The sequence below is a fragment of the Parasedimentitalea huanghaiensis genome, from assembly GCF_009753675.1.
GTDB classification, from domain to species: domain Bacteria; phylum Pseudomonadota; class Alphaproteobacteria; order Rhodobacterales; family Rhodobacteraceae; genus Parasedimentitalea; species Parasedimentitalea huanghaiensis.
This window is the reverse complement of sequence record NZ_WQLV01000002.1, coordinates 681561-705126: the sequence shown is the minus strand read 5'-3', so window position 1 is coordinate 705126 and position 23566 is coordinate 681561. Positions and strand designations below refer to the sequence as shown.

Below are 23566 nucleotides of genomic sequence, written 5' to 3'. Positions count from 1 at the left end.
CGCGCGATGGCGTCGTATTCCAGGTTTTTCACGGTCCGTGTCGGGGCTTTTGCCGCCGAATATGCTTGTTTCGCATGCCTGAGAGCGTTCACGTCATTTCCTTACGTCTCTAATCATCAGATTCTCTGAGATGGAAAACCGGGGCGGTGTTGCGCCCCGGTTCATTTTACTTAGCGGAACAGCGTCATGATCGATTGTGGCGCACCATTTGCGATCGAGAGGGACTGCACAGCCAGCTGTTGCTGGGTCTGCAGGGCCTTCAACCGAGCAGAGGCCTCTTCCATGTTGGTGTCGGTCATCGAACTAACACCCATTTTCATGGAGTCGGTTAGTTTGCTGACAAAATCACCCTGATCTTTCAAACGCGCGGTATCCGAACCGAGTGCAGCAGCACCATCAATGGCCACTGTCAGGAAACCTTCGATTTCTGTCAGGGCAGTTGCGGCGTCAGTCACGTTGGTGAAGGAGGTTAGGTTCGAAGCCAGGTCGATATCGGTTTCAAAATCTACAGTATCAACAGTGATTTCAGTTGCTGTTGGTGTACCCGTAGCACCAACCCGATCCAGTGATGCCAGAACACCCAATGATGTTGCGCCGTTGCCATCAACGTCAGCAGCCAGAAGGTTGGCACCATTGAACTGTGCAGCACCGATAATGGCAGCAACCTGTGCAGCCTTTGCATCAATGTCGTTTTGGATCTTGGTGTGGTCGACGTTTTCAGACTGCGCTGAGACGATCAGTTCTTTGATTTCAGTTAGTTTTTCCACGATCTGTTCAGCACCGGCCGAAGCAACCGAAACAGTGGCTTCACCAACTGCCAGGCTTTCGGAGATGGCTTCGAAACCTGCGATATCGGATTCCATTGTTTTGGAAATTGCCCAAACAGCGGCGTTGTCGCTGGCGGATCCAACCCGCTTACCAGTGGAGATTTCGTTCTGAGCAGTGGTCAGGTTGTCGTTGACTGACTGCAGAGTCTGCAGAGCAACCATTGCACCATTGTTTGTCAGAATGCTGGTCATAGATACTATCCTTTGATTGCAGGGCACTTTGGCCCCATCATATCTTGCCCCGTTGGGGCATGGTTTGATGTCATTCTGACTGGTGCGTTCGGCCTCTAGCGTTCGCGCCACCCCGTCATCGAGGTGCAGGAACACACTGGCCTGATAGGTGCTAAGAGAGTGCTAATCTCAAAAAAGGCTTCCTTAGAATTTTTTGCAAAATTGCTGGGATTAAGCGCGCTTTTCCAAACTGACACTGCCACGGGTACCATAGCGAGTTCTACGACCTGCTTTGTCATATACATCCAAACCTTTGCGTACGCGACGTAGCTCGGCCATACGGGTAGCAACCGCACGGATCCCTTCCATAGCGCTATCCAGAAGAACCTGGTTACGAGAAACTTTGCCTTGGACCTGCGATAATGTTTCGCGCTCCAATTCACCGATCGCGTTCAGATCAGTAATCAGAGTTTCCTTTTTAGCAATCAATCCACTCAGTTTTGTCAGGTCACCGTTGACTAGAGCTTGGCGTTCTTGGTCTAGGATTGAATCAAGGTCATTGATCAGGGTCTGTGGGTTTTGGTCAGTCATTTTGAGCCTCCTTCATAGAGTTGTAGAGCGATTCGGCTAAGCCAATGCCGCCGGCCTGCGCCATTTGTTCCGCCTGAGCGCGGACTAGAAATGTTGAAAACTGGTCTTCACCAGAGCCGCCACCAAACGATTCGCGACTTTCACCCAGCCCGGCTGACTTCAACATTTCCGCAAGAAACGTTGCTTCCAGCTGTTGTGCAGCTTTACGCAAAGGGTCTTGCCGATCAGGCACTGGCTGAAGCGAAGTCTGCATAGAGGGCGAAATAGAGGCAGTAAGATTGGGCATTGGGCGTCTCCGCGTGAATATCTACGAATTGCTTCGATTTTTCTTAGACTGCGCCATAACCGGTTAAAATTACCGTAACCGGTTTGTGTAATTAAGGAGGGGTCGAGATAGAATGTCCGGAACAACATGCTTAAACATATACAATCAGGAACGGCTTTTGATGTGGTCAAAAGTTCAGTTGCGCCAAAGTCAAATTCGGCCAGTACTGGTGCGGATTTTCAAAACTATTATTCAAAAACCGAAAAAGATCAGACTATTACTGGGGATGAGGTTCAGCCAGAAGCTCTTGATCCTGAGACAGGCCTGCCGATAACGCCCAAAATTGATGAAACTGCTGATTCGCCGAAGGGTGACGGCGCAGGTGCAAGTGATCTAGCAGAATCTAAATCTGATGCAGATGATACTGGTGCCGAGGGTTCCGAGAGTGCAGTGCCATTTGTCGCAACTCAAGAGCATTCGCCATCAGCAGTGGCTCGTTCCGCTTCTGCGTCCGCATTGGCGGTTGAGGCTGGAAAGCAACCTGATACCGCCGGAGATACAACCAGCAAGGGCTTAGGAACTGTACAGACGGCTGCTACATCTACGCCAGCGCCAGCGTCGGTTGCCGGTTCAGGGTCGGACGAAGGTGACGCGGTTGAGCCGAAGCCAGAACAAGTTGTGCGGCAAGATGCAACTCGGCAGTCGGGACATCGCAGCATTGCAGAGCTGCAATTGGCTACGGCCCAGTCAGCAACCAATGCGCATCAAGCGGAAAAGCCCAATGTTGCAGCAGAGCAGCAACAACAAAACATGGACCGGATTAGAAACCGACTGGTGCAAGAAAGACCGACGGCAACCGTCAATTCCGCCCAACAAACTGGAGAGGTTCGATCGTTTCCAACGATTACAAAGAACTCAGATACAGTCGAGACAGAGTCTCCGCGGCAAAGGCGTTTTGCACAATCAGCTGACGGTGTGGAGGTTACTACCGGTGATAAGTCGTCCCGCCAGCCAACTGCGCCGACAAACATCGTTGTGACCCAAAATGCTGTTGCTGCGCAGCCCTCGATAGCCGGGCAAGCTGCAATCAGTGATGCCGAGGTTTTGTTGGATCATTTCAACAAGAACCTAATGTTGGACCCTCTGTCGTCGGAGCCCGCTGGGCTGTCTCAATTACTTACTGAGGCAGTGATGAGTCCGGGTACTGCGCACCGCCCGGAAACTCCGCGCCTGGTGGCGGCTCAACTCGCAACGGCCCTGGCAACTAAGGGAGAGCGCAATATTGATGTTGCCCTTAACCCAGAAGAATTGGGTCGAGTGAAAATGCGTGTAACAACCACTGATTCGTCGGTGATTGTGATGATAACGACTGAGCGGCCCGAAACCGGCGATATGATGCGCCGCCATATCAACGAGCTCGCTGACGAGTTTCGCCAAATGGGATTTGAGGACATTTCCTTTGAATTTGGTGGTGAGGGCTTCGCTGGCCAGATGGGCGAGGGAGCCGAACAAGGCGCTTCGTTCGGCGGCGGGTCATCTGAAGCGAGCGATACTGATCCACTCGCTAACAACATTCCGGAACCGGCACAGAAAAACCTTCGCCTGGGTGAAACCGGGCTGGATATGAGGATATAAATCAATGCCAACAGCAGTAAGTTCAGCCACACAAGCAGCGCAACAGTCTACAGCTTCAAATTCAACCGTCACGGATGCGTCATCGTCTGATTACGAAACCTTTCTGAAGATGCTGACCGCACAAGCGCGCTATCAGGACCCATTGGAACCGATGGATTCGTCTGAATATGCCGCCCAGCTTGCTCAGTTTTCGATGGTGGAACAGCAAGTTGAAAGCAATACATTGTTGGAAGCAATGGCTCAGCAAATGGGCTTAGCCAATATGGCTGCGATGTCTGGCTGGGTTGGGATGGAAGCACGGGCTACTGCGCCAGCCCACTTCGATGGTTCGACACCAATTACAGTCGCACCGAATCCGGCTGCTGCCTCTGATACTGTTCAGTTGGTGGTTAATGATTCTGACGGCAACGAAGTGCAACGTGTCCCCTTGCCAGTTTCCGCGGATCCCTATCAGTGGAACGGCCGGAACGATGAAGGCGACCCATTTGCTTCTGGAAACTATACGTTCACGGTTGAAAGCATCAACAATGGTGAAGTCATAATGTCTGAAACTGCAGAAGTTTACACTCGCGTCCAAGAAACTCAGATGCAGGGTAACGATGTGGTCTTGATCCTTCAGGGCGGGTCGGCGATTTTGGCCTCGTCGGTGACGGCTTTGCGTAACCCAACCAGTTCTGGCTGAAGCAAGGGCGTTCCGAATACCTTTGCTTTCCTGAATTCAGGGAGGTGCTGATCGGAGCCTGCCCTGCAACCACTGACCACTCAGAACGAAACTGATCTTTTTGCGCATTTGCAATTGCGTGGACTGGAAGTTGAAAATCCCGAACGATTGTCCGGGGGGCGGTCAAACTGTGTTTGGCGAGCGAGTGAGATTGTCGTCAAACTGTATCTGAAGCACGGCGAAAATCCTTTGTTTGCCAACGATCCTAAGCGCGAAAGGGCTAGTTTATCTGCCCTGGCGGGCACGGGAATGGTGCCGCGGCTTCTGGATGCCGGGGTGTTTAAAGGTCATCACTGGCTGGCATACTCTCATATTGAGGGTTCCATCTGGCAAACGGGAACACCTCATGTTGCTCAACTGTTGGGGCGACTACATGACCAACCTAGATTTGCTGATTTGCCCGACGGATGCAATGGAAGTACTGACCTAACGGCGCAAACGCGGGAAATTATGGCGCGTTGCAATACCACAGCGCACCTGCAGCACTTGGCGCCAGTTGGACAAGTTGCCCCGCTTGAAAAACGAACACTAATTCATGGTGATCCGGTACCGGGTAATCTGCTGGAACATGATGGTACCCTAACCCTGATCGATTGGCAGTGTCCTCAACTCGGTGATCCAGCAGAGGATCTAGCTCTATTTCTCTCCCCTGCGATGCAGCTTCTGTATCGCGGGCGCCCACTTACCCAGGCAGAAGAAAACGATTTTGTTGCGGCGTATCCAGACCGGCGCGTGGTGGAGCGGTTGAAGTCTTTAAGGCCTTGGTTTCATTGGAGAATGGCTGCCTATTGCCAGTGGAAAGCAGAATTGGGCGGTAACCGAGACCAAGAGGCAATGCTTCTAGAGCTGGATGCGCTTCAATCCATCAGCCCTAATGCAACATAGGCTGGCGGCATCAATAGCCGCCGGGCCCGTCCCAACGGAAATTTCGGCATAGATTGGACCACTTTGGAATAGGGCATATCGGGGACTCGCCCCTGTACTAAATTTGCCAACAAATGACCGGTATAAGTGCCCATCGCAACGCCGTTGCCGTGATAGCATAATCCGGCAAACATACCTGGCATTTCAGGTACTGGCCCCACATAGGGTACCAAATTGCGTGACAAGCAGACCATTCCCGACCAGCAGTGGGTGGTTTCAACAGAGCCCCAGGCGGGAAACATCTTTTCGAAGTCATGGCGTAAGTGACGACGAATTGAAGTTTCAGCCCGAACAGATGACATCAGCCCTCCGCGCATCCCAAACAAAAATCTGCGGTTGGGCATCAGTCTGAAGTAATGCAACAGGTTTCGACTGTCATAAGCCATCTGATCGCTGAACCAGCCCTGTGCTTGAAGCTCGTTTTCAGTCAGCACGCGTGTCACCATTGCGGTGGACTGGGTGGGCATATAGCGCCCCGCCAACCAAGGTGGAAGATCCTCTGACGAATAGCCATTGGTGGCGATAACCACCTGCCCAGCACGCAATATGCCATTTGGGGTTGTGACTACAAAGCTCTCACCTTGTTTGGTGATTTTGATGGCAGGGCTATGTTGAAATAGGTTTGCGCCCGCTGATTTGGCGGCCTGAGCCAAGCCGAACAGGTATTTCCGAGGGTTCATACCAAAGCCAACAGGTGTGGTGAGTGCCCCATAAAAAGGGCCATTTAGCCCATGCTCGGCCAGTTGATGCTTCTCAAGAAACTCGACTGGTTCGCCAGCCTGAGCCATTGCATGGGCTTCGGCCCTCAAGCGGGTCATCGCTTTGGGTGAATGTGCCAATTGAGTTTCGCCGTGTGAATGCGTTTCAGCTTCAATGCCGTACGTGTCGAGCAACTGCCGGACCAAATTAACAGCAGCCACCTCACTCGCCTCGTAGGTTTCAGCTGCTTCAATGCCGAACCGACGACGGAGTGTGGTACCGCGCAGCTTGGAGCCACCCAAACAACAAAATCCACCATTGCGCCCTGATGCGCCCCAGCCAGGAGATTCGGCCTCTAAAACGGCAACGTTGGTGCCGTCTTGAGCCAAGTGCAATGCAGCTGATAAGCCAGTAAAACCACCGCCTACAATTGCGACATCGACCTTTTCCTCACCTCGCTGCTCTGGCCAGTCTGGCGCTTCGATGGTTTTATCCCACCAGCAATTATCTCGTGGGCCGGACCCATAAGCGTAATCGGGATAGATCCGCCGCATTAGCCGCGCACCGCTTCCTGTTCTTCACGTTTTTGCCGCACCATTTGATGTTTGGTGATCAAAGAGGCAGTGATTACGCCGAATGTGACAATCGCAATCATAATGGTCGACAGCGCATTTATTTCTGGAGAGACGCCTAGTCGTACGGCGGAGAAAATGCGGATGGGTAAAGTCGTTGCCGAAGGTCCTGTGGTAAATGAAGCAATCACCAGATCATCGAGTGACAAGGTGAACGCCAACAACCAGCCCGAAATTACTGCCGGAGCAATGATCGGTAGAGTGACCAACCGGAATGCTTGGGCTGCTGAACAGCCAAGGTCCAATGCCGCTTCTTCCAGAGAGCGATCAAACGTTACAAGCCGAGACGATACCACGACAGAGACATAGCACATCGAAAATGTACTATGGGCCAGTACAATAGTCAGAACGCCGCGATCGAGACCAATGCCGATGAACAACAACAATAGGGAGAGGCCGGTTATCACTTCTGGCATCACCAGCGGCGCGTAAATCATGCCAGAAAATAGCGTCCGGCCCATGAAACGGCCACCACGTACCAGTACATACGCGGCCATTGTGCCCAGCACCGTTGCAATGGTTGACGAAAATACGGCGACTTTGATGGTCACCCAGGCAGCGTTAAGAAACGCTTCGTTATGAAGCAGTTCACCATACCATTTGGTCGAAAATCCAGCCCAGACAGTGACCAGCTTGCTTTCGTTGAAGCTAAAAATGATCAGAATGATCATTGGGATATAGAGAAAGGCGAACCCAAGAGTCAGCGAGACTACATTAAACCAGCTCGTTTTGTTCATTGCTCGGCCTCCTGCTGCTTCTGCTGATTGCGTTGGAACAGTACGATGGGGATGATCAAGATCAGCAGGAGAATCACTGCTACAGCGCTTGCCACTGGCCAGTCCCGATTTGAGAAGAACTCTTCCCACAAAACTTTGCCGATCATTAGCGAGTTAGAGCCGCCCAGTAGGGATGGGATCACAAATTCACCAAGCGTCGGAATGAATACCAGGAAGCACCCTGCAATAATGCCGGTTTTTGACAGTGGAATTGTTACCAACCAAAACGCGGTCAACCTGGAACAACCCAAATCTTCTGCAGCCTCAATCAGTGATCCATCCAGGCGCTCCAAGGCTGAAAAAATCGGTAGAATCATGAAAGGCAGGTAGGTGTAGACAATGCCAATATAGACGGCGGTATTGGTGTTGAGAATAATGAGCGGCGTATCGATGATGCCGGCCCAGAGCAGGAATTGATTCAAAAAACCCTCGTTGCTGAGAATACCCATCCATGCATAGACCCGAATTAGGAAAGAAGTCCAAAAGGGCAGGATAACCAACATCATCAGGGTAGGGCGCCACTCCGAAGATGCTCGTGCCATCCCGTAGGCCATCGGATAGCCCACCAATAAAGTCAGAATCGTCGACACAGTCGCGATCTTGAGGGAGCTGAGATAGGCCTTCCAATACAGGTCATCTTCGGTCAGGAAGGTGAAATTTTCAAAATCCAACTGGCCGAAGTAAGTTCCTATCCCTTCTGCCCAACTGAATTTCGGTACATAGGGTGGGATTGCCAATGCTGCGTCGGACAGTGAAATTTTTACCACAATCACAAATGGCACTAAAAATAGCAGCAACAGCCAGGCAAAGGGCGGGGCGATCAGGAAAAAGCGACGCATCAACTTGCCAGTAGAACGCCTGCCGTGGCGGTCCAGGACAGCCAGACAGTGTCTTCCCATGTATAGCTGCGGCGCGATATCCGCCGGGTGTTTGCAGCCTGCGCCTTAATCACCTCTCCCGAAAGCAGTTCGACATGGTAGGTTGAGATATTGCCGAGATAGGCAATGTCGAGAACTCTACCCTGAACCGCATTGGCGGCACCTTCAGGTTTGTCAGTTGAAATCGCGACCTTTTCTGGACGGATCGCCAAGTGGCATTTCTGCCCGTCTGAGAATGCCGTGCTTGAGGTTGCATTCAATGGCGCCAGGCCATCAGCCCAACCGATCGCATATGTATCTTCACCAATGGTACTGGTGGTGCCCTCAATGATGTTTACGTCTCCAATAAAATCAGCAACATAGACGGAGTTTGGTGTTTCATAAATCCGATCAGGTGTTGCCACTTGGATGATCTTGCCGTGGTCCATAACTGCCACCCGACTGGCAACTGTCATCGCTTCTTCCTGGTCGTGCGTGACGATCACAAAGGTTGTGCCGGTTTTCTCTTGAATATCCATCAGTTCAAACTGAGTTTCCTGGCGCAGCTTTTTGTCAAGCGCACCTAAAGGTTCATCGAGCAACAGTAGCTTGGGAGCTTTGGCCAAAGAGCGTGCAAGTGCCACCCTTTGACGCTGACCTCCCGAAATTTGATGTGGCTTGCGGCGGGCAAATTGTTCAAGACGGGTTAGCCGTAGCATTTCGTCAACGCGGTTGTTGATGTCAGGTTTGGCCATACCTTCGCGTTTCAAACCAAAGGCAATATTTTCCCATATTGAGAGGTGTGGAAACAGGGCATAGGACTGGAACATCATATTGGTGGCGCGCTTGTTCGGTGGAACTGGAGCGATGTCCTGACCGGCGAGTAGTATTTTACCAGTTGTGGGCGTTTCAAACCCCGCAAGCATCCGCATTAGGGTGGTTTTACCACAGCCAGATGGCCCCAGAAGCGCATAGAATTCGCGCTCATAAATATCGATTGTCAGATTATCGATGGCCGTAAATTCACCAAATTTTTTGGTAACGTTCTGGAAATGGATCAGCGGTTTTTCCTGCGGATCGTCCCAGGGTTCGAATTCAACAGTAGTCAAGCCAGGTCCCTTCCTGCGCGCACAGAATCCTGCGCATTATTTGGTGCAGTTAGTGCGGCAGGGCACAAAAAAGTGCCCTGCCGTATTTTGCAATCCGAATTAGATGCCGGATTTGATCTTGGTCCACATGCGAGTGACTTTGCGCTGTACTTTGACCGGGTAGGGGCGGGTGGTGTACAGGTTCTGCAACGTCGCTTCGTCTGGATAGATAGCTGGATCACCGATCACGTCTTCCTCCAGCATCGGTTGGCTCGCCTTGTTGCCGTTGGCGTAATAGACGTAGTTGGATGCAGCAGCCATGTTACCTGCGTCCATGATAAAGTTCAGGAACTTGTGGGCTGCTTCGGGGTTAGGTGCGTCCACGGGAATGGCCATTTGGTCAAACCACATTAGTGCGCCTTCACTGGGGGCATTATAGGCAATCTCGACCCCATTATCGGCCTCGGCAGCACGATCACGAGCCTGAAGGATGTCACCAGACCAGCCGATCGCTACACAGATGTCGCCATTGGCCAGAGCATTGATGTATTCCGAGCTGTGGAATTTTTGTACATAGGGACGTATTGCCGATAGAACGGGTTCGGCTTTGGCAATTACATCCGGGTCCTGGCTGTCGGGGTCTTCACCGATGTAAGCTAGAGCGGCCGGAATGATTTCGGATGGAGCGTCCAGAAAATGCACGCCGCAATTCGCCAGCTTTTCCATATTTGCCGGATCGAATACTAACGATAGCGACCCAACCGGCGCGTCATCACCCAGGGCTTCTGCTACCTTGGCTGTGTTGATGCCGATGCCGGTGGTGCCCCACATGTAGTTGATCGAATGTGCATTGTCGGGGTCGTATTGGGCAGTGCGTTTTTCGATTACATCCCACATGTTTTCAGAGTTTGACAGTTTGGCCATATCAAGCGGTTGGAACGCGCCGGCGATGATTTGACGCTGTAGGAACGTGCCAGATGGCACTACAACATCATAACCGGAGCCGCCCGCAAGCATTTTGGTCTCTAGCACCTCGTTACTGTCGAACACGTCATAAATCAGCTTGATGCCTGTTTCTGCTTCAAACTTGGTCAACAACTCTTCGTCGATATAGTCGGACCAGTTGTAAACGCGGACCTCTTCGGCGGTGGCAGCAGCGCTGCTCAGAGCGACGATGGCGGTCAATGTCATCGTTTTGAGTGTCATGAGTATCTCCCTGTGCGTGCCGGTTTTGCGATCCGGCTGGAAGGATTTGATCAAGTTTTGCCTCTTTCGGCAATAGTGTTTATGTTTCCACTACCGGCAATTTCGCGCAAGCTGGTCAAAATTGAGAAGGAAACGCTACTGTGAGACCACCCAATAGTCAGCCCTCAGAGGCGTCGGGTAGTGGGGCCAAAGCCCCCGCACATGAGACAGTTTATCAAACATTGCGTAAGCAGATTCTGTTTGGTGATTTTGCACCCGGTCAGGCCGTCACAATCCAGGGTTTGACAGGATCTCTGAACGTTGGAATGACGCCGGTCCGTGAGGCGATCAGAAGGTTGATTTCAGATGGTGCATTGGTCTTTCAAGGCAATCGCCGTGTATCAGTTCCGATCCTATGTGCCAGCGATATAGACGAGTTAAAATATGCAAGAAAAACAATAGAATGTGAGATTGCACGCCGCGCCACCTCACGTGTATCATCTGAAGATATACTAGAGCTACAGGCGATAGATGATGCGCTGGATCGGGCTATTTCGACGGGAGATGTGGCGGGTTATCTAGCCCAAAACTATCGCTTCCATACTGTACTCTATAGCCATGCGGATGCCCCAGTCCTGACGGACCTAGCGGATCGACTTTGGCTTCGATTTGGGCCGTCTCTCCGCGTGGTTTGCGGACGCTTCGGAACCCAGAGTTTCCCAGACCGACACAAGGACATTCTTGAAGCATTACGAAAGGCAGATTCTGAATTGGCAGCTTTGGCGATGGGACGTGACGTTGCGCAGGGCATGGAGCAGGTGAGTCTGGGTCTGGATGAAGGTAACTGATTCGATTGACTCTGGATAATTTGATCATATTCTTGGGGCAGTCTCTGAAATAGGAGTTCATCTGATGAACGCAATCACCAATCATTTGCCCACCGCCGAACTGCAGGCCTTGGATGCGGCTCACCATATGCACCCGTTTACAGCCAACGCCGAGCTGGCCGATAAGGGTGCGCGCGTCATTACCCGTGCGAGCGGCATCACCCTGACCGATAGTGAAGGTAATGAGATCCTCGACGCAATGGCCGGCCTTTGGTGTGTGAACATCGGCTATGGCCGTGATGAGTTGGCTGATGTCGCGGCACGTCAGATGCGCGAACTGCCTTATTATAATACCTTTTTCATGACCACCCATGCGCCGGTGATTGCGTTAGCCGCAAAAATTGCCGAACTGGCGCCCGGTGATTTGAACCACGTCTTTTTTGCTGGCTCCGGTTCTGAAGCAAATGACACCAATATCCGCATGGTGCGCCACTACTGGGCGGAAAAGGGCAAGCCAACCAAGTCAGTCATCATCAGCCGCAATAACGCGTACCACGGCTCGTCCGTAGGCAGTGGTTCATTGGGCGGCATGAGTGGCATGCATGCGCAGGGTGGACTTCCGATCCCGGATATCCACCACATCGAACAGCCGCATTGGTGGGCCGAAGGGGGGGATATGGATCCCGAAGAGTTCGGTTTGCTGCGTGCCCAAGAGCTCGAAAAGGCGATTCTGGAGTTGGGCGAGGAGCGCGTCGCTGCCTTCATAGCAGAGCCCGTACAAGGTGCTGGCGGAGTAATTGTACCGCCCGCCAGCTATTGGCCGGAAATTCAACGGATCTGCGATAAGTATGAGATCCTGTTGATTGCGGATGAGGTGATTTGCGGATTTGGCCGTACAGGCAACTGGTTTGGGTGCCAGACAATGGGCATCCGTCCCGACATCATGACCATCGCGAAAGGGCTTAGCTCGGGCTATGCGCCAATTGGAGGTTCAGTTGTCAGTGATGACGTTGCAGCAGTCATTGGTGCTGGTGAATTCAACCACGGATACACCTATTCGGGTCATCCGGTTGCAGCAGCAGTTGCACTGGAAAACCTGCGTATACTGGAAGAGGAGGGCATTGTTGACCATGTACGCGACGTGGCGGCGCCTTACCTCAAGGAAAAGTGGGAAGCTCTAACTGACCACCCATTGGTCGGTGAAGCGAAAATAGTTGGGATGATGGGTTCCATCGCTCTGGTTCCGAACAAAGATAGCCGCGCTCCCTTTGCCGAAGCTGGTACTGCTGGGTTCATATGTCGTGAGCGATGCTTTGCCAACAATCTGGTGATGCGTCATGTCGGTGACAGAATGATCATCTCGCCACCGTTGGTGATCACTCCTGCAGAAATTGACATGTTGATTTCTCGCGCTCGTAAGGCGCTGGATGAATGTTACGCTGAGTTGCAAAAGCGAGATCTGCTTAGCGCTGGCTAAAAGCCGTTCGCATTGAGTTTTTCTACCGTGAGCAAAAAATAAGCGCCCTTCATTTTGTTTCTCGAATGGAGGGCGTTTGTCGCCTCGTTGGTATGGTCACGCAAAAATTCAATTGTTCATTTTGAAAAAAGGGCGCAAACATAGAGAATTCAGGCGCTATCGGGGCAATGCAAAGCTACGTGGTACCTAAAATAATAATCGGATCATCCGGTTGCATACCAATGAACAGGTATGTTTACATATAATACGACAAGTGCAGAGCCAATCTGCCGGACCGTAAAAACCAGGGAGTGTGATTTGGCTGATGCGTCAAACCATGATGCGTTCGTAGAGTTCGAACGTGTCCAAAAGAGTTACGACGGCGAGAATCTTGTCGTTAAAGATCTTAATTTATCCATGCCCAAGGGCGAATTTTTAACAATGCTTGGGCCATCAGGTTCGGGCAAAACGACTTGCCTGATGATGCTTGCTGGTTTTGAAACTGCTACTCATGGCGATATTCGTCTGGGCGGTACTTCAATCAACAACATCCCACCGCACAAGCGCGGTATTGGCATGGTGTTCCAAAACTACGCCTTGTTTCCTCACATGACCATTGCAGAGAACCTTAGCTTTCCTCTGGAAGTGCGCAAAATGGGCAAGTCCGAGCGCGAAGAAAAAGTGATGCGGGCATTGGATATGGTTGAAATGGGCGCCTTTGGCGGCCGCCGTCCGGCCCAACTGTCTGGTGGTCAGCAACAGCGGATCGCACTTGCGCGTGCACTGGTTTTTGAACCTGAATTGGTTTTGATGGATGAACCGCTGGGCGCACTGGACAAGCAGCTGCGCGAAAAAATGCAGTTTGAAATCACCCACCTTGCGCATCGTCTGGGGATTACCGTGGTTTATGTGACCCACGACCAAACCGAAGCGCTGACGATGTCAGATCGGGTTGCTGTGTTTGAAGATGGCCGCATCCAGCAACTGGCTCCACCAGATAAACTGTACGAAGAGCCTCAGAATAGCTTTGTTGCTCAGTTTATTGGTGAGAATAACACTCTCGAAGGTGTGGTGAAAGAGATCAACGGCGGCGTTGCCCTGGTCCAGCTGGATAACGGTGATCTGATCGACGCGAAGCCGGTCAATGTTTCCCAACCCGGCGAACGTACCCGTGTTTCCATCCGACCTGAACGTGTCGAGTTCAATAAAGAGCGGATGCCAGAAGGCGCCCATACTCTCAAAGCGGAGGTGATGGAGTTCATTTACATGGGCGACATCTTCCGTACCCGCTTGCGGGTTGCAGGCAAAGACGACTTCTTTGTCAAAACCCGAAACGCACCTGATCAAGTGCGTCTGACTCCCGGCCAAGAGATAGAAATTGGTTGGCTGGCTGAAGATTGCCGTGCACTGGACGCTTAATCCAGAAATGGCTGAACTCCCGGCGAACAACGACCGGGAGCCAATAAATATACGAACAAGATTTAACAAGGAGAGAGTCCAAATGAAACTCACCAAACTGTCTGCCCTAGTGGCATCGACCGCGCTTTGCGCGCCGATGGCAATGGCCGAAGACATGGCCAATGAACTGACCATCGTATCTTGGGGCGGTTCTTATTCCGCGTCACAGAAAAACGCTTATCATGACCCCTATTCCGCTGAAACTGGCGTAAAGATCATCAACGATGAAAGCTCAGCAGAAGCTGTGGCCAAAATTCGTGCGATGAACGAAGCTGGCAATGTTACTTGGGATGTTGTTGATGTTGTTGCATCAGATGCGATGCGTCTGTGTGACGAAGGTCTTGCTGATGAAATCGACCACGACGAAGTCCTGGCTGCTGCACCTGATGGAACCCCAGCCTCCGAAGACTTTGGCGACCTGATCGTTTCCGAGTGTTTCGTTCCTCAGATCGTGTATTCGACCACGTTCGGTTACCGCACCGATTTGGTTGGTGACACTGCTCCAACTTCGGTTTGTGCCATTTTTGACCTCGAAGCTTATCCAGGTAAGCGTTCGCTGCAAAAGCGCCCAATCGATAACATGGAATGGGCCCTGTACTGCGACGGCGTTGCCAAAGACGATCTTTATGACGTTCTGGGTACCAAAGAAGGTGTTGCCCGTGGCCTGGCCAAGCTCGACACCATCAAAGACCAGGTTGTCTGGTGGACTGCTGGCGCAGAAACTCCACAGCTTTTGGCTGACGGCGAAGTTGTAATGGGTTCGACCTTCAACGGTCGTCTGTTCTCGGCAATTGCTGAGCAGGATCAGCCAATCGGAATGCTGTGGGACATGCAGTCGTTTGACTTGGACGGTTGGATCATTCCAGCAGGTCTTAGCCCTGAGCGTAAAGCTCGTGCTCTGCACTACCTCAACTACGCAACAGACACTCAGCGTTTGGCTGACCAGGCCAAGTACATCTCGTACGGTCCGGCTCGTGCTTCTTCGGCACCACTGGTTGGTAAGCACGCGGAACTGGGCATCGAAATGGCGCCGCACATGCCAACAGATCCAGCAAACGCGACTAACGTGCACACCTATGACTACGAATGGTGGGCAGACAACCGTGACGATCTGGATGCGAAATTCCAGGCATGGTTGGCCAAGTAATTTCCACTTGAGTTGACATCGGGACGGGGCGTGCCTGCACGGTAGGTAGGCCCCTCCCCACCAAAAAAAACCGACGGGGACCCCGACATGAGCGACACCACTCAAAACGGTTCGGTTCTGGCTGCTGATGGCACACCGCTGAAGCGCAGCTTGGCCCGCGCACTGCGGCGACAGAAAATCCGCGCATTGTTGCTGATCGCACCTCTGCTACTGTTTGTTATGCTGACTTTCATTATGCCGATTGGGGACATGCTGTTCCGGTCGGTTGAGAACGACATTGTTTCTAAGACATTGCCGCGCACAGTTGTGGCACTTAGGGACTGGGACGCCAACAGTGGCGAAGCCCCCGGCGAAGAAGTTTTTACCGCTTTGGCAGCGGATCTACAGATCGCTGCAGAAGCTAAACTGCACACACGCGTTGGCTCGCGCCTGAATTATGAAACACCGGGGATCTCGTCGTTGTTCCGTAAAGCAGGGCGTAAGGTCAAAAAATGGGATGTCGAAAATGACGGCCCATTTAAGGAACAATTTTTAAAAATCCACAAAGGTTGGGGCGATCCAGACGTTTGGCGCACCATTCAGACTTACTCGCCCAAGTTCACAAACGGCTACTTCCTTAACGCTGCTGATCTACAAAAAGGGGCTGATGGTCCTGAGTGGCGCCCTGAGGATGAGCAGATCTATTGGTTGCTATTCAAGCGTACGATGTTCATGTCGATGGTCATTACCATTAGCTGTATCGTTCTAGCCTATCCCGTTGCTTGGATACTGGCAAACCTGCCTGCCCGTAGTGCAAATTTACTGATGATCCTTGTCCTACTTCCGTTCTGGACCTCGCTTTTGGTGCGGACCTCGGCTTGGAAAGTGATGTTGCAGCAGCAGGGTGTGATCAACGAAACACTAGTCTGGCTGGGCTTGGTCGCGGATGATGCGCGCCTGGTCATGATCAATAACCAGTTCGGCACAATCGTGGCGATGACCCACATCTTGTTGCCGTTCATGATCCTGCCGATGTACTCGGTGATGCAGACGATCAAACCAACCTACCTGCGAGCTGCCAAATCGCTTGGCGCGACAAACTGGACAGCGTTCTGGCGGGTCTATTTCCCTCAGTCCATTCCAGGCATTGGTGCGGGTTCGATTCTCGTGTTCATCCTTTCCATCGGGTACTACATCACGCCCGAATTGGTTGGTGGTACCAAAGGTGTCTTCATTTCCAACCGGATTGCCTTCCACATCTCGTCCTCGCTCAACTGGGGTCTGGCTGCGGCGTTGGGTGCTATCCTGCTGGCGGTGGTTCTGGTCCTGTACTGGGCCTATGACAAAATTGTCGGCATCGACAATGTGAAACTGGGATAAAACAGATGGCTCTAACACCTGTAGAAAACCAAACTCCCGGATTTGTTGCTGCGGTAGCCGCCGGGTCAGGGGCCTTCTTTGGCCTGTTTATCGGAACGTCTCAAGGTTCAGGTCCGATGGGAATGCTTGTTGGCGCAGTCCTGATGGCACTGCTGGGCTTTGCTTTCACCATGATGACGAACAAGGAAAACCAAATCCGTTGGGCTTTGGCCGCTGCTTTCGTGGTCGCAGGGTTTGCGACTGCGGGCCTACCTGCTGCAGTGCTTGGCGTGTTTTTCGGATGGTTTGCCGGATGGTTCATCTTCTGGCTGGCAACTTCGCGCTATCGCGCCCACCTTGCGCCTTATCTGACCTCTGGTCAGGTCCTGTGGTACTATACGTTTCGTGTAATATGTGGCGTAATTTTTGTCTTCCTGATCACACCGATCTTGGTGGTTATGCCGCTTAGCTTCAACTCTCAGGATTTCTTCACCTTCACCCCAGAAATGCTTCGGTTTGATCCTGCTGGCTTCTCGCTGAAACATTATCAAGACTTCTTCAGCAATCAGGACTGGCAGAACGCGCTGTGGAATTCGGTCAAAATCGCGCCGATGGCAACTCTGCTTTCGGTCACTTTTGGCACATTGGCAGCAATTGGCCTTAGTCAGCCTCATGTACCGTTTCGGCGCGCAATCATGGCGGTTCTGATTTCGCCTATGATTGTTCCATTGATCATTTCGGCTGCTGGGATGTATTTCTTCTACAGCCGGATTGGGTTGCAAGGCACCTATATGGGTGTGGTCATGGCTCACGCTGTTTTGGGTATTCCCTTTGTGATCATCACGGTTACTGCAACTCTGGTGGGCTTTGACCGTTCGCTGACACGAGCTGCAGCCAATATGGGTGCTGGGCCGGTTACTACATTCTTTCGGGTACAAATGCCGTTGATCCTTCCGGGCGTGATTTCCGGCGGTCTGTTTGCCTTTATCACCTCATTTGATGAAGTGGTGGTGGTGTTGTTTGTTGGCTCAGCTGGTCAAAAAACCCTTCCATGGCAGATGTTTATCGGCCTACGGGAACAAATCTCGCCGACAATTCTGGCGGTTGCGACTATCCTAGTAGGTATTTCGGTGTTGCTGCTCGCCACACTTGAACTGCTACGCCGCCGCTCAGAGCGCCTACGCGGAATGTCACCTGGCTGATCGGTGCTAGACTTATCAAAGCTAAAGGCCTCGGATCGCTCCGGGGCCTTTTTGTTTTCTACTCCATTTACCGAAGAGCACGGAGACCTACGGAGCCAGAACTATCGTAACCTCTTCAATAAGCTGAGAGAGGCATAACCATCTGGCATCAGGCCGTTAGCCACTTGGTAGGCACGGACTGCGGCGATAGTATTGGGCCCGATCCTGCCGTCTGCCCCTTGCGTGCTGAACCCTTGGCGAGTCAGCAGCTTTTGCATTTCCTGGCGTTCAACAAAAGTCAGCGAACGGTCCTCTGTTGGCCACTGGGCCTGAATTGGTCTGCCTCCCCGAAGACGATCACTAAGGTGTCCTACTCCAATCACATAGGCGTCTGCGGCATTGTATCGTTCGATCACTGAGAAGTTTTTGAAGATCATGAAGGCAGCACCAGAACCGCCAGCAGGCAACAGAATAGCCGCTTGGCCATAGCTTGGTACCGGTTGGCCGTTGATGTCCTTTACACCTAGCAATGCCCAATCAACTGGATCTTTTGTTATTGAACGGTTGGCTAGGCTGTAGTTGAATTCGTCAGGCAGGACTACCTCAACGCCCCACGGTTGTCCCTGAACCCAACCGAACCGTGCTAGGTAAGCTGCTGTTGAAGCAAGAGCATCTGTTGGGTCATCTGACCAAATGTTACGTTTGCCATCACCTGTGAAATCAACTGCATAGGCCAAGTATGAAGTGGGAATGAACTGTGTATGACCCATCGCTCCAGCCCAGCTTCCAGTCATCTGACGTGGTGGGATGTCTCCGGACTGAAGAATTTCAAGAGCTGCAATCAACTGGCTTTCGAAGAAACGGCCCCGGCGGCCGTCAAAGGCCAGAGTTGATAAGGAACGCACCACGTCCATGTCGCCACGATAGGTGCCGTAAGAACTTTCCATTCCCCAAACCGCCAGCAAAACCTCCTTGTCCACTCCATACTTGGTTTCGATATCCTCCAAACGACTGCTCAGATTGTGTAGTTGGGTAACTCCGCTAGCGATTCGCTTGTCCGAAACGGCGCTGTCGAGATACTGCCAGATTGTTTTGGTGAATTCAGACTGATTTTGGTCACGCCGGATCACCTCGGGATCGTAAATTACCCCTTCAAAGGCCTCATCCAAGGTAGCGGGAGAAATGCCCTGAGCTGTCGCGCGTTTACGAAAATTTGCTACCCAGTTCTGAAAATCATGATTTGTAGACATGTCACTACTTGATTTGGCCGCATTGATATCGGGACGAGGTTTGGGGCGCATAGTAGATACGAGGGTGATCCGGATGTCGGGTTGTTCTTCGACAAAAGCGATTGGTCGACCCTCTGGGGTCAAAGAAATTTCTGGTGCGTTCGCCACCGCACCAGTTCCGAATAACGCCACAAACATGGTCAACGTCCAAATGTGCATTCTGCACCTCATTTTTCTGCTCGTGAGAAATGTAAGCGCACTGGCTCTGTGGAAAAAGAGGTCAGTCTTCAGCCGCGCGGGGTTCCGCCGTTTTTGAAGCGGGGGGAGTGGAGGCTTGTGCTGCCTGTCTTTCCGCTCGAATTTTGGCTAGGGCATCCCGTAGCATAACCACCCGATGTGGGCGGAAGCTTTGAGTAGTAACCTGCAATTCCGACATTCGGTCCAACCGAAAAATTCGAAAATCTCTCCTCAAGTTGCACCAAGCGATCAACACGGTTGAGCGGTCAAAATAGATCAAACCCAAAGGCTTTACCTGACGACATGTAGAGGCTCCATTTGCGTCGGTATAGTCGAACTGAACCTCCAATTCTTCCCAGGTGGCGTCGCGCAGATCTGCGACCTTGATTTTAGGTGCTTCGGGACGCTGAAACCGATGGGCGGCCAATACTGAATGACGCAAGCGATGTGCCTGGCGTGGTGGTAACCTGCCTTGCAACTTGCGTAGTGCCTCGCCTGCTGCTTCGGCTAGGTCGGGGTCGCCGATCTGTTGCACTTCACGCAATCCAAGCACTAGGGCCTCAAGTTCGGTATCACGAAAGCCCATAGGTGGCAGGGCATTGTCTTCAATGAGCGTAAAACCATATCCGGCGGCACCATCAATCACCGCACCCATTTCACGAAGGGTTGCGATATCACGATGAATACTGCGGGCGGATACACCCATTTCAAAACCGAGGCCAGCAGCGGTTTTGGGGCCGGGGCCTTGGCGCAGGGCTTGCATGAGTTGGAAGAGGCGATGAGTTCTGGACATGACTTATATTGACTACACCTAATGACAGTATCTGTCATTAGTGCCCGTTAGGTGAAGGGCAGAAATCAAAATAGGAAATGATACATGCTGACTCTTCTAACCTATCCTCGAAATGGCGATGTTTTTAGCCTCAGCCCATTCTGCGTTAAAGCGGCGTTGCTTCTGGCCTATTCGAACAAAGCCTGGCAACGGGAAGATCTGAATGATCCGCGGAAAATGCCCCATCGCAAGCTACCCGTCCTGAGGACACCAGCAGGATTGGTTGCAGACAGTGTCGAAATTCGTAAGTACCTCGAAAAATTGGGAACGGATTTTGATCCTGGGCTGTCAGTGCGTGAAAAGGCTCAATCTCAATTCCTCATTAGGTTTGCTGAAGACAACTTGTACTTCCATGTCGTTCAAGACCGTTGGCTAAATGACGCAGTTTGGCCGACAATTAGGGATACATATTTCAAAGAAATACCTGCGTTAATCCGTCGACCGGTAACCAATTCAATCCGCCGGTCTGTCCGTAGCGGGCTGGCGTTTCAGGGTATAGGTCGGTTTAGCGACAGTGAACGTTTGGCGCGATTGGATCAGGACTTGCAAGCCGTGACGTTACTGTTAAAGGACCGTGACTTCCTGTTTGGCAGTCAGATTACGAGTGCCGATTTCAGTGTCGCTTCAATGCTGCAGGCTCTGCAAACAACGATGGTCGAAACAGATATTGTTCGTCGTGTCAGTGGCGATCCAAAATTGAGTGGTTATATTAACCGGGTGTTCCAAGAGGCCGTTCCTTTGCCATGAAGTATCCATTTCCCAGTGCCAAGATTGAAGACGCGTTTGATCTTGGTGACACCGAGGCGCGCCAGGGGTTGTTGGCGCTGCGTGACCTGATTTTTGATACCGCAATGGAACTGCCGCAAGCGGGTCAGATCGAAGAGGCGTTGCGTTGGGGGCAGCCCGCATACCTGACGCCCGAAACCAAATCGGGGTCTACAATCCGGCTGGGCGTACCTAAGGGCGCCCGGTTTGGATTGTTCGTACATTGCCAAAGTCGGCTGATTCCCGAGTTTCTCACAACTTTTCCGGCTTGGGATCGTGTAGAAGGGACTCGGGCAATACTATTTGATCACGCCAGCGAGATAGAAAGTCTGCGGCATGGGTGGCTGATTAAGCGGGCTTTGACCTACCACCTTCGTCCTGCCGCAAAAGGATAGACGGTGCGTGCCAGCACGCACCCTACCATGTCAGCGCTTTTTCCGTACGACCTTGCGCTTGATCTTGTCAGTTTTCCGTTTGACCTTACTCGCCTTACGCTTCCCACCTGAGCGCCCTGCAGGACTCGTTCGACGGCTGCGGGGCAGGGGCTTGTCATCAAGGGTCAGCAATTCAAGTTGTAAACCTCCGGTCACCGGAGTGGCCTCGGTTAGCCGGACTGTGACTTGCTGGCCGATGGCAATGATCAACCCGGTATCGGACCCCATCAGGGTGCCTGCATCTGCGTCAAAGTGGAAGAACTCTCGGCCCAGACTACGTACGGGAATCAATCCGTCGGCACCGGTTTCGTCAAGCTTCACAAAAACACCAAAACGGGCGATGCCATTAATTCTACCAGTGAATTCGTTGCCAACGCGTTCGGACAAAAAGGCTGCCAGATACCGATCTGTGGTATCTCTTTCGGCCATCATCGACCGTCTCTCGGTGTCAGAAATATGGGTGGCAGTCTGTTCCAATTTATCGACTTCAGCTGGATCTAACCCATCCTTACCCCATCCATGTGAGGTAACCAGTGCCCGATGTACGATCAAATCTGCGTAGCGGCGGATTGGTGAGGTGAAATGCGCATAGTTGCGCAGCGCCAGTCCGAAGTGTCCGAAGTTTTCGATACCATAATAGGCTTGGGTCATGGACCGCAACGTAGATATATTAATCAGCTCGGCTTCATCAGTACCAGCGGCGGCGTTTAGAAGAGCGTTCAGATGCCGCGTTTGCAGAACCTGCCCTTTGGCCAGTGTCAGTCCTGCAGCCGCAGCGGTTTCACGCAAGGCATCTAGTTTTTCTGGAGACGGTTCTTCGTGGACCCGGAACAACTGTGGTGCACGTTTGGCAATCAGTGTTTCAGCGGCAGCGACATTCGCCAGAATCATGAATTCTTCGATCAGCCGGTGCGCATCCAACCGCTCGCGGAAGTTGACCGATTTGACAGCTCCATTCTGGCCGAGAACAATCCTACGTTCGGGTAAGTTCAGTTCCAGCGGCTGGCGGGAGGCACGGGCTGCTTTTAGGGCAGCATAGGCTGCGTATAGCGGTTTGATGACATCTTGTAGAAGTGGCCCTGTTCGGTCATTTGGTGCGCCTTCCATGGCTTCTTGCACCTCGCCGTAATGCAGCGAAGCAGCGGATCGCATTAACCCACGGACAAATTTATGGGCAATCTTGTTCCCTTCGGCATCCAATTGCATTCGGACGGCGATACAGGGACGCGGAACACCTTCGTGTAAGGAACAGAGATCCCCAGAAAGCCGGTCTGGTAGCATGGGTACAACACGGTCGGGGAAATAGCTGGAGTTACCGCGTTTGCGGGCCTCGCGATCTAATGCAGTTCCTGGGCGCACATAGGCAGCCACATCCGCAATAGCGACCCAGACCACATGACCACCGGGGTTCTTGGGGTCATCATCTGCGTGCGCATAACATGCGTCGTCATGGTCGCGCGCATCTGAGGGATCGATGGTGACCAATGGCATGTCGCGAAGGTCTTCACGGCCCTTTAAGGGCATAGGCTTGGCCGCGTCAGCCTCAGCAACAACGGCATCAGGAAACGCGTCAGGGATACCATGTTGATGGATGGCGATTAGCGATACTGCTTTGGGCGCCGATGGGTCACCAAGTCGGTCGATAATTCGGGCGCGGGGGAGACCCATGCGACCCTTAGGGCCAGCCTGTTCTGCTTCGACCAGTTCGCCGTCGCGCGCACCGTGCGTGGCATCGTCGGCGACGATCCACTCATTGGAGGCAGATTTATCGATAGGCACAATGCGACCACCTTCTGATCGCTTGCGGAATACGCCTAGTACGCGTTTGGGATTTGACCCGATACGGCGGATTAGTCGGGCTTCGTAGTTGTGACTTTCTTCCTGAACCACAGTCAGGCGAGCCAGAATGCGGTCACCTTCACCCAGTGCCGGATCGCTGGCACGTGGCAGCACCAGCACTATTGGCTCAACCCCTTCGCCGTGCCATTCCAGTGGCTGCGCAAAAAGATCGCCGTCGGCATCAGGTGATTTGACCAGCAAAACGGAAACAGGCGGCAATCGGTCCGGGTCGCCGTAGCTTTTCTTGCGTTTTTGCAGATGACCTTCAGCTTCTAGCTCTTTCAGGGCGCGCTTCAGGTCGATACGGTCAGATCCTTTGATACCAAAGGCTTTGGCAATGTCGCGTTTCGAGGTGAGGGTCGGGTTGGCTGAAATCCAGTCGAGGATTTCTGCCTTGGAAGGTATACGGCTCATAACTCCGCCTAGCATGGTGTGCGAGCAAGGTCATCGAC

Annotated in this window: 22 protein-coding genes; 11 read left to right on the top strand and 11 right to left on the bottom strand. The window is 52.4% G+C overall.

Features of this window, described 5'->3' with window-relative positions; all coding sequences use genetic code 11:
• Positions 1-170: 170 nt before the first annotated feature.
• The 3 genes from GO984_RS07150 to GO984_RS07140 form a co-directional block, all read right to left on the bottom strand.
• A complete protein-coding gene (locus tag GO984_RS07150) occupies positions 171-1019 on the bottom strand; it encodes a flagellin N-terminal helical domain-containing protein (protein WP_157021824.1) in 849 nt (282 codons plus the stop codon).
• 210 nt (positions 1020-1229) lie between these two features.
• Entirely contained in the window at positions 1230-1589 is a 360-nt protein-coding gene (locus tag GO984_RS07145) for a flagellar export chaperone FlgN (RefSeq protein ID WP_157021823.1), read from the bottom strand.
• Positions 1582-1875 carry a rod-binding protein gene (locus GO984_RS07140; RefSeq protein ID WP_209279381.1) on the bottom strand — a complete coding sequence of 98 codons (294 nt, stop codon included), beginning with the start codon at positions 1873-1875 and terminating at the stop codon, positions 1582-1584. Before GO984_RS07140 ends, GO984_RS07145 begins: the two co-directional genes overlap by 8 nt.
• Before the next feature lie 126 nt (positions 1876-2001).
• Between GO984_RS07140 and fliK the strand changes: the two genes are divergently transcribed.
• From fliK to GO984_RS07125, 3 genes are all read left to right on the top strand, one after another.
• Positions 2002-3489, top strand: a complete 1488-nt coding sequence (fliK, locus tag GO984_RS07135; RefSeq protein ID WP_157021822.1) for a flagellar hook-length control protein FliK — start codon at positions 2002-2004, stop codon at positions 3487-3489.
• Positions 3490-3493: 4 nt separating this feature from the next.
• Positions 3494-4171, top strand: a complete 678-nt coding sequence (locus GO984_RS07130) for a flagellar hook capping FlgD N-terminal domain-containing protein (protein WP_157021821.1) — start codon at positions 3494-3496, stop codon at positions 4169-4171.
• 108 nt (positions 4172-4279) lie between these two features.
• Positions 4280-5095, top strand: coding sequence for a phosphotransferase family protein (locus GO984_RS07125; RefSeq protein WP_425339638.1), 816 nt, complete (start codon positions 4280-4282; stop codon positions 5093-5095).
• On the opposite strand, the gene GO984_RS07120 is transcribed toward GO984_RS07125, so the two are convergent.
• The 5 genes from GO984_RS07120 to GO984_RS07100 form a co-directional block, all read right to left on the bottom strand.
• Positions 5068-6387 carry an NAD(P)/FAD-dependent oxidoreductase gene (locus GO984_RS07120; protein ID WP_157021820.1) on the bottom strand — a complete coding sequence of 440 codons (1320 nt, stop codon included), beginning with the start codon at positions 6385-6387 and terminating at the stop codon, positions 5068-5070. The genes GO984_RS07125 and GO984_RS07120 overlap by 28 nt on opposite strands.
• Positions 6387-7202, bottom strand: a complete 816-nt coding sequence (locus GO984_RS07115; protein ID WP_157021819.1) for an ABC transporter permease — start codon at positions 7200-7202, stop codon at positions 6387-6389. Before GO984_RS07115 ends, GO984_RS07120 begins: the two co-directional genes overlap by 1 nt.
• Entirely contained in the window at positions 7199-8080 is an 882-nt protein-coding gene (locus GO984_RS07110; protein WP_157021818.1) for an ABC transporter permease subunit, read from the bottom strand. Before GO984_RS07110 ends, GO984_RS07115 begins: the two co-directional genes overlap by 4 nt.
• The gene (locus GO984_RS07105; RefSeq protein WP_157021817.1) at positions 8080-9207 is read right to left on the bottom strand and encodes an ABC transporter ATP-binding protein; all 1128 of its coding nucleotides are present in this window, start codon (positions 9205-9207) and stop codon (positions 8080-8082) included. Before GO984_RS07105 ends, GO984_RS07110 begins: the two co-directional genes overlap by 1 nt.
• Before the next feature lie 99 nt (positions 9208-9306).
• The gene (locus tag GO984_RS07100) at positions 9307-10392 is read right to left on the bottom strand and encodes a polyamine ABC transporter substrate-binding protein (protein ID WP_138160877.1); all 1086 of its coding nucleotides are present in this window, start codon (positions 10390-10392) and stop codon (positions 9307-9309) included.
• 140 nt (positions 10393-10532) lie between these two features.
• Between GO984_RS07100 and GO984_RS07095 the strand changes: the two genes are divergently transcribed.
• From GO984_RS07095 to GO984_RS07070, 6 genes are all read left to right on the top strand, one after another.
• Complete coding sequence (locus tag GO984_RS07095) at positions 10533-11219, top strand: FCD domain-containing protein (RefSeq protein ID WP_167740250.1); 687 nt, start codon at positions 10533-10535, stop codon at positions 11217-11219.
• Between the two features lie 64 nt (positions 11220-11283).
• On the top strand, positions 11284-12675 hold the full coding sequence (locus GO984_RS07090; RefSeq protein ID WP_157021816.1) for an aspartate aminotransferase family protein: 1392 nt from the start codon (positions 11284-11286) through the stop codon (positions 12673-12675).
• Between the two features lie 297 nt (positions 12676-12972).
• Positions 12973-14073, top strand: a complete 1101-nt coding sequence (locus tag GO984_RS07085) for an ABC transporter ATP-binding protein (RefSeq protein WP_157021815.1) — start codon at positions 12973-12975, stop codon at positions 14071-14073.
• An 82-nt stretch (positions 14074-14155) separates the two neighbouring features.
• Positions 14156-15259 carry an extracellular solute-binding protein gene (locus GO984_RS07080; RefSeq protein WP_157021814.1) on the top strand — a complete coding sequence of 368 codons (1104 nt, stop codon included), beginning with the start codon at positions 14156-14158 and terminating at the stop codon, positions 15257-15259.
• A gap of 87 nt (positions 15260-15346) precedes the next feature.
• Positions 15347-16618 (top strand): ABC transporter permease, encoded by a 1272-nt coding sequence (locus tag GO984_RS07075; protein ID WP_157021813.1) that lies wholly within the window; start codon positions 15347-15349, stop codon positions 16616-16618.
• A 5-nt stretch (positions 16619-16623) separates the two neighbouring features.
• The gene (locus GO984_RS07070; protein ID WP_157021812.1) at positions 16624-17799 is read left to right on the top strand and encodes an ABC transporter permease; all 1176 of its coding nucleotides are present in this window, start codon (positions 16624-16626) and stop codon (positions 17797-17799) included.
• Between the two features lie 101 nt (positions 17800-17900).
• On the opposite strand, the gene GO984_RS07065 is transcribed toward GO984_RS07070, so the two are convergent.
• Both GO984_RS07065 and GO984_RS07060 read right to left on the bottom strand, forming a co-directional pair.
• A complete protein-coding gene (locus tag GO984_RS07065; protein ID WP_157021811.1) occupies positions 17901-19226 on the bottom strand; it encodes a lytic murein transglycosylase in 1326 nt (441 codons plus the stop codon).
• Between the two features lie 61 nt (positions 19227-19287).
• A complete protein-coding gene (locus tag GO984_RS07060; protein WP_157021810.1) occupies positions 19288-20037 on the bottom strand; it encodes a helix-turn-helix transcriptional regulator in 750 nt (249 codons plus the stop codon).
• Positions 20038-20121: 84 nt separating this feature from the next.
• Here GO984_RS07060 and GO984_RS07055 point away from each other — a divergent pair, with 84 nt between their 5' ends.
• Together GO984_RS07055 and GO984_RS07050 are read left to right on the top strand one after the other, a co-directional pair.
• Positions 20122-20823, top strand: a complete 702-nt coding sequence (locus tag GO984_RS07055; protein ID WP_157021809.1) for a glutathione S-transferase family protein — start codon at positions 20122-20124, stop codon at positions 20821-20823.
• The gene (locus GO984_RS07050; RefSeq protein ID WP_157021808.1) at positions 20820-21236 is read left to right on the top strand and encodes a DUF1801 domain-containing protein; all 417 of its coding nucleotides are present in this window, start codon (positions 20820-20822) and stop codon (positions 21234-21236) included. The genes GO984_RS07055 and GO984_RS07050 overlap by 4 nt, the downstream gene beginning before the upstream one ends.
• Positions 21237-21266: 30 nt before the next feature.
• Here the strand turns inward: GO984_RS07050 and rnr are convergent, their stop codons facing one another.
• A complete protein-coding gene (gene rnr / locus GO984_RS07045; protein ID WP_157021807.1) occupies positions 21267-23528 on the bottom strand; it encodes a ribonuclease R in 2262 nt (753 codons plus the stop codon).
• Between the last annotated feature and the right edge of the window lie 38 nt (positions 23529-23566).

Excerpts from the sequence above, each read along its gene's own strand:
- fliK (WP_157021822.1), top strand. The coding sequence starts at position 2,002 with ATGCTTAAACATATACAATCAGGAACGGCTTTTGATGTGGTCAAAAGT.
- GO984_RS07115 (WP_157021819.1), bottom strand. The coding sequence starts at position 7,202 with ATGAACAAAACGAGCTGGTTTAATGTAGTCTCGCTGACTCTTGGGTTC.
- GO984_RS07060 (WP_157021810.1), bottom strand. The coding sequence starts at position 20,037 with ATGTCCAGAACTCATCGCCTCTTCCAACTCATGCAAGCCCTGCGCCAA.
- GO984_RS07100 (WP_138160877.1), bottom strand. The coding sequence starts at position 10,392 with ATGACACTCAAAACGATGACATTGACCGCCATCGTCGCTCTGAGCAGC.
- GO984_RS07150 (WP_157021824.1), bottom strand. The coding sequence starts at position 1,019 with ATGACCAGCATTCTGACAAACAATGGTGCAATGGTTGCTCTGCAGACT.
- GO984_RS07090 (WP_157021816.1), top strand. The coding sequence starts at position 11,284 with ATGAACGCAATCACCAATCATTTGCCCACCGCCGAACTGCAGGCCTTG.
- GO984_RS07075 (WP_157021813.1), top strand. The coding sequence starts at position 15,347 with ATGAGCGACACCACTCAAAACGGTTCGGTTCTGGCTGCTGATGGCACA.
- GO984_RS07145 (WP_157021823.1), bottom strand. The coding sequence starts at position 1,589 with ATGACTGACCAAAACCCACAGACCCTGATCAATGACCTTGATTCAATC.
- GO984_RS07110 (WP_157021818.1), bottom strand. The coding sequence starts at position 8,080 with ATGCGTCGCTTTTTCCTGATCGCCCCGCCCTTTGCCTGGCTGTTGCTG.
- GO984_RS07140 (WP_209279381.1), bottom strand. The coding sequence starts at position 1,875 with ATGCCCAATCTTACTGCCTCTATTTCGCCCTCTATGCAGACTTCGCTT.
- GO984_RS07055 (WP_157021809.1), top strand. The coding sequence starts at position 20,122 with ATGCTGACTCTTCTAACCTATCCTCGAAATGGCGATGTTTTTAGCCTC.
- GO984_RS07050 (WP_157021808.1), top strand. The coding sequence starts at position 20,820 with ATGAAGTATCCATTTCCCAGTGCCAAGATTGAAGACGCGTTTGATCTT.
- GO984_RS07080 (WP_157021814.1), top strand. The coding sequence starts at position 14,156 with ATGAAACTCACCAAACTGTCTGCCCTAGTGGCATCGACCGCGCTTTGC.
- GO984_RS07070 (WP_157021812.1), top strand. The coding sequence starts at position 16,624 with ATGGCTCTAACACCTGTAGAAAACCAAACTCCCGGATTTGTTGCTGCG.
- GO984_RS07130 (WP_157021821.1), top strand. The coding sequence starts at position 3,494 with ATGCCAACAGCAGTAAGTTCAGCCACACAAGCAGCGCAACAGTCTACA.
- GO984_RS07065 (WP_157021811.1), bottom strand. The coding sequence starts at position 19,226 with ATGCACATTTGGACGTTGACCATGTTTGTGGCGTTATTCGGAACTGGT.
- GO984_RS07120 (WP_157021820.1), bottom strand. The coding sequence starts at position 6,387 with ATGCGGCGGATCTATCCCGATTACGCTTATGGGTCCGGCCCACGAGAT.
- rnr (WP_157021807.1), bottom strand. The coding sequence starts at position 23,528 with ATGAGCCGTATACCTTCCAAGGCAGAAATCCTCGACTGGATTTCAGCC.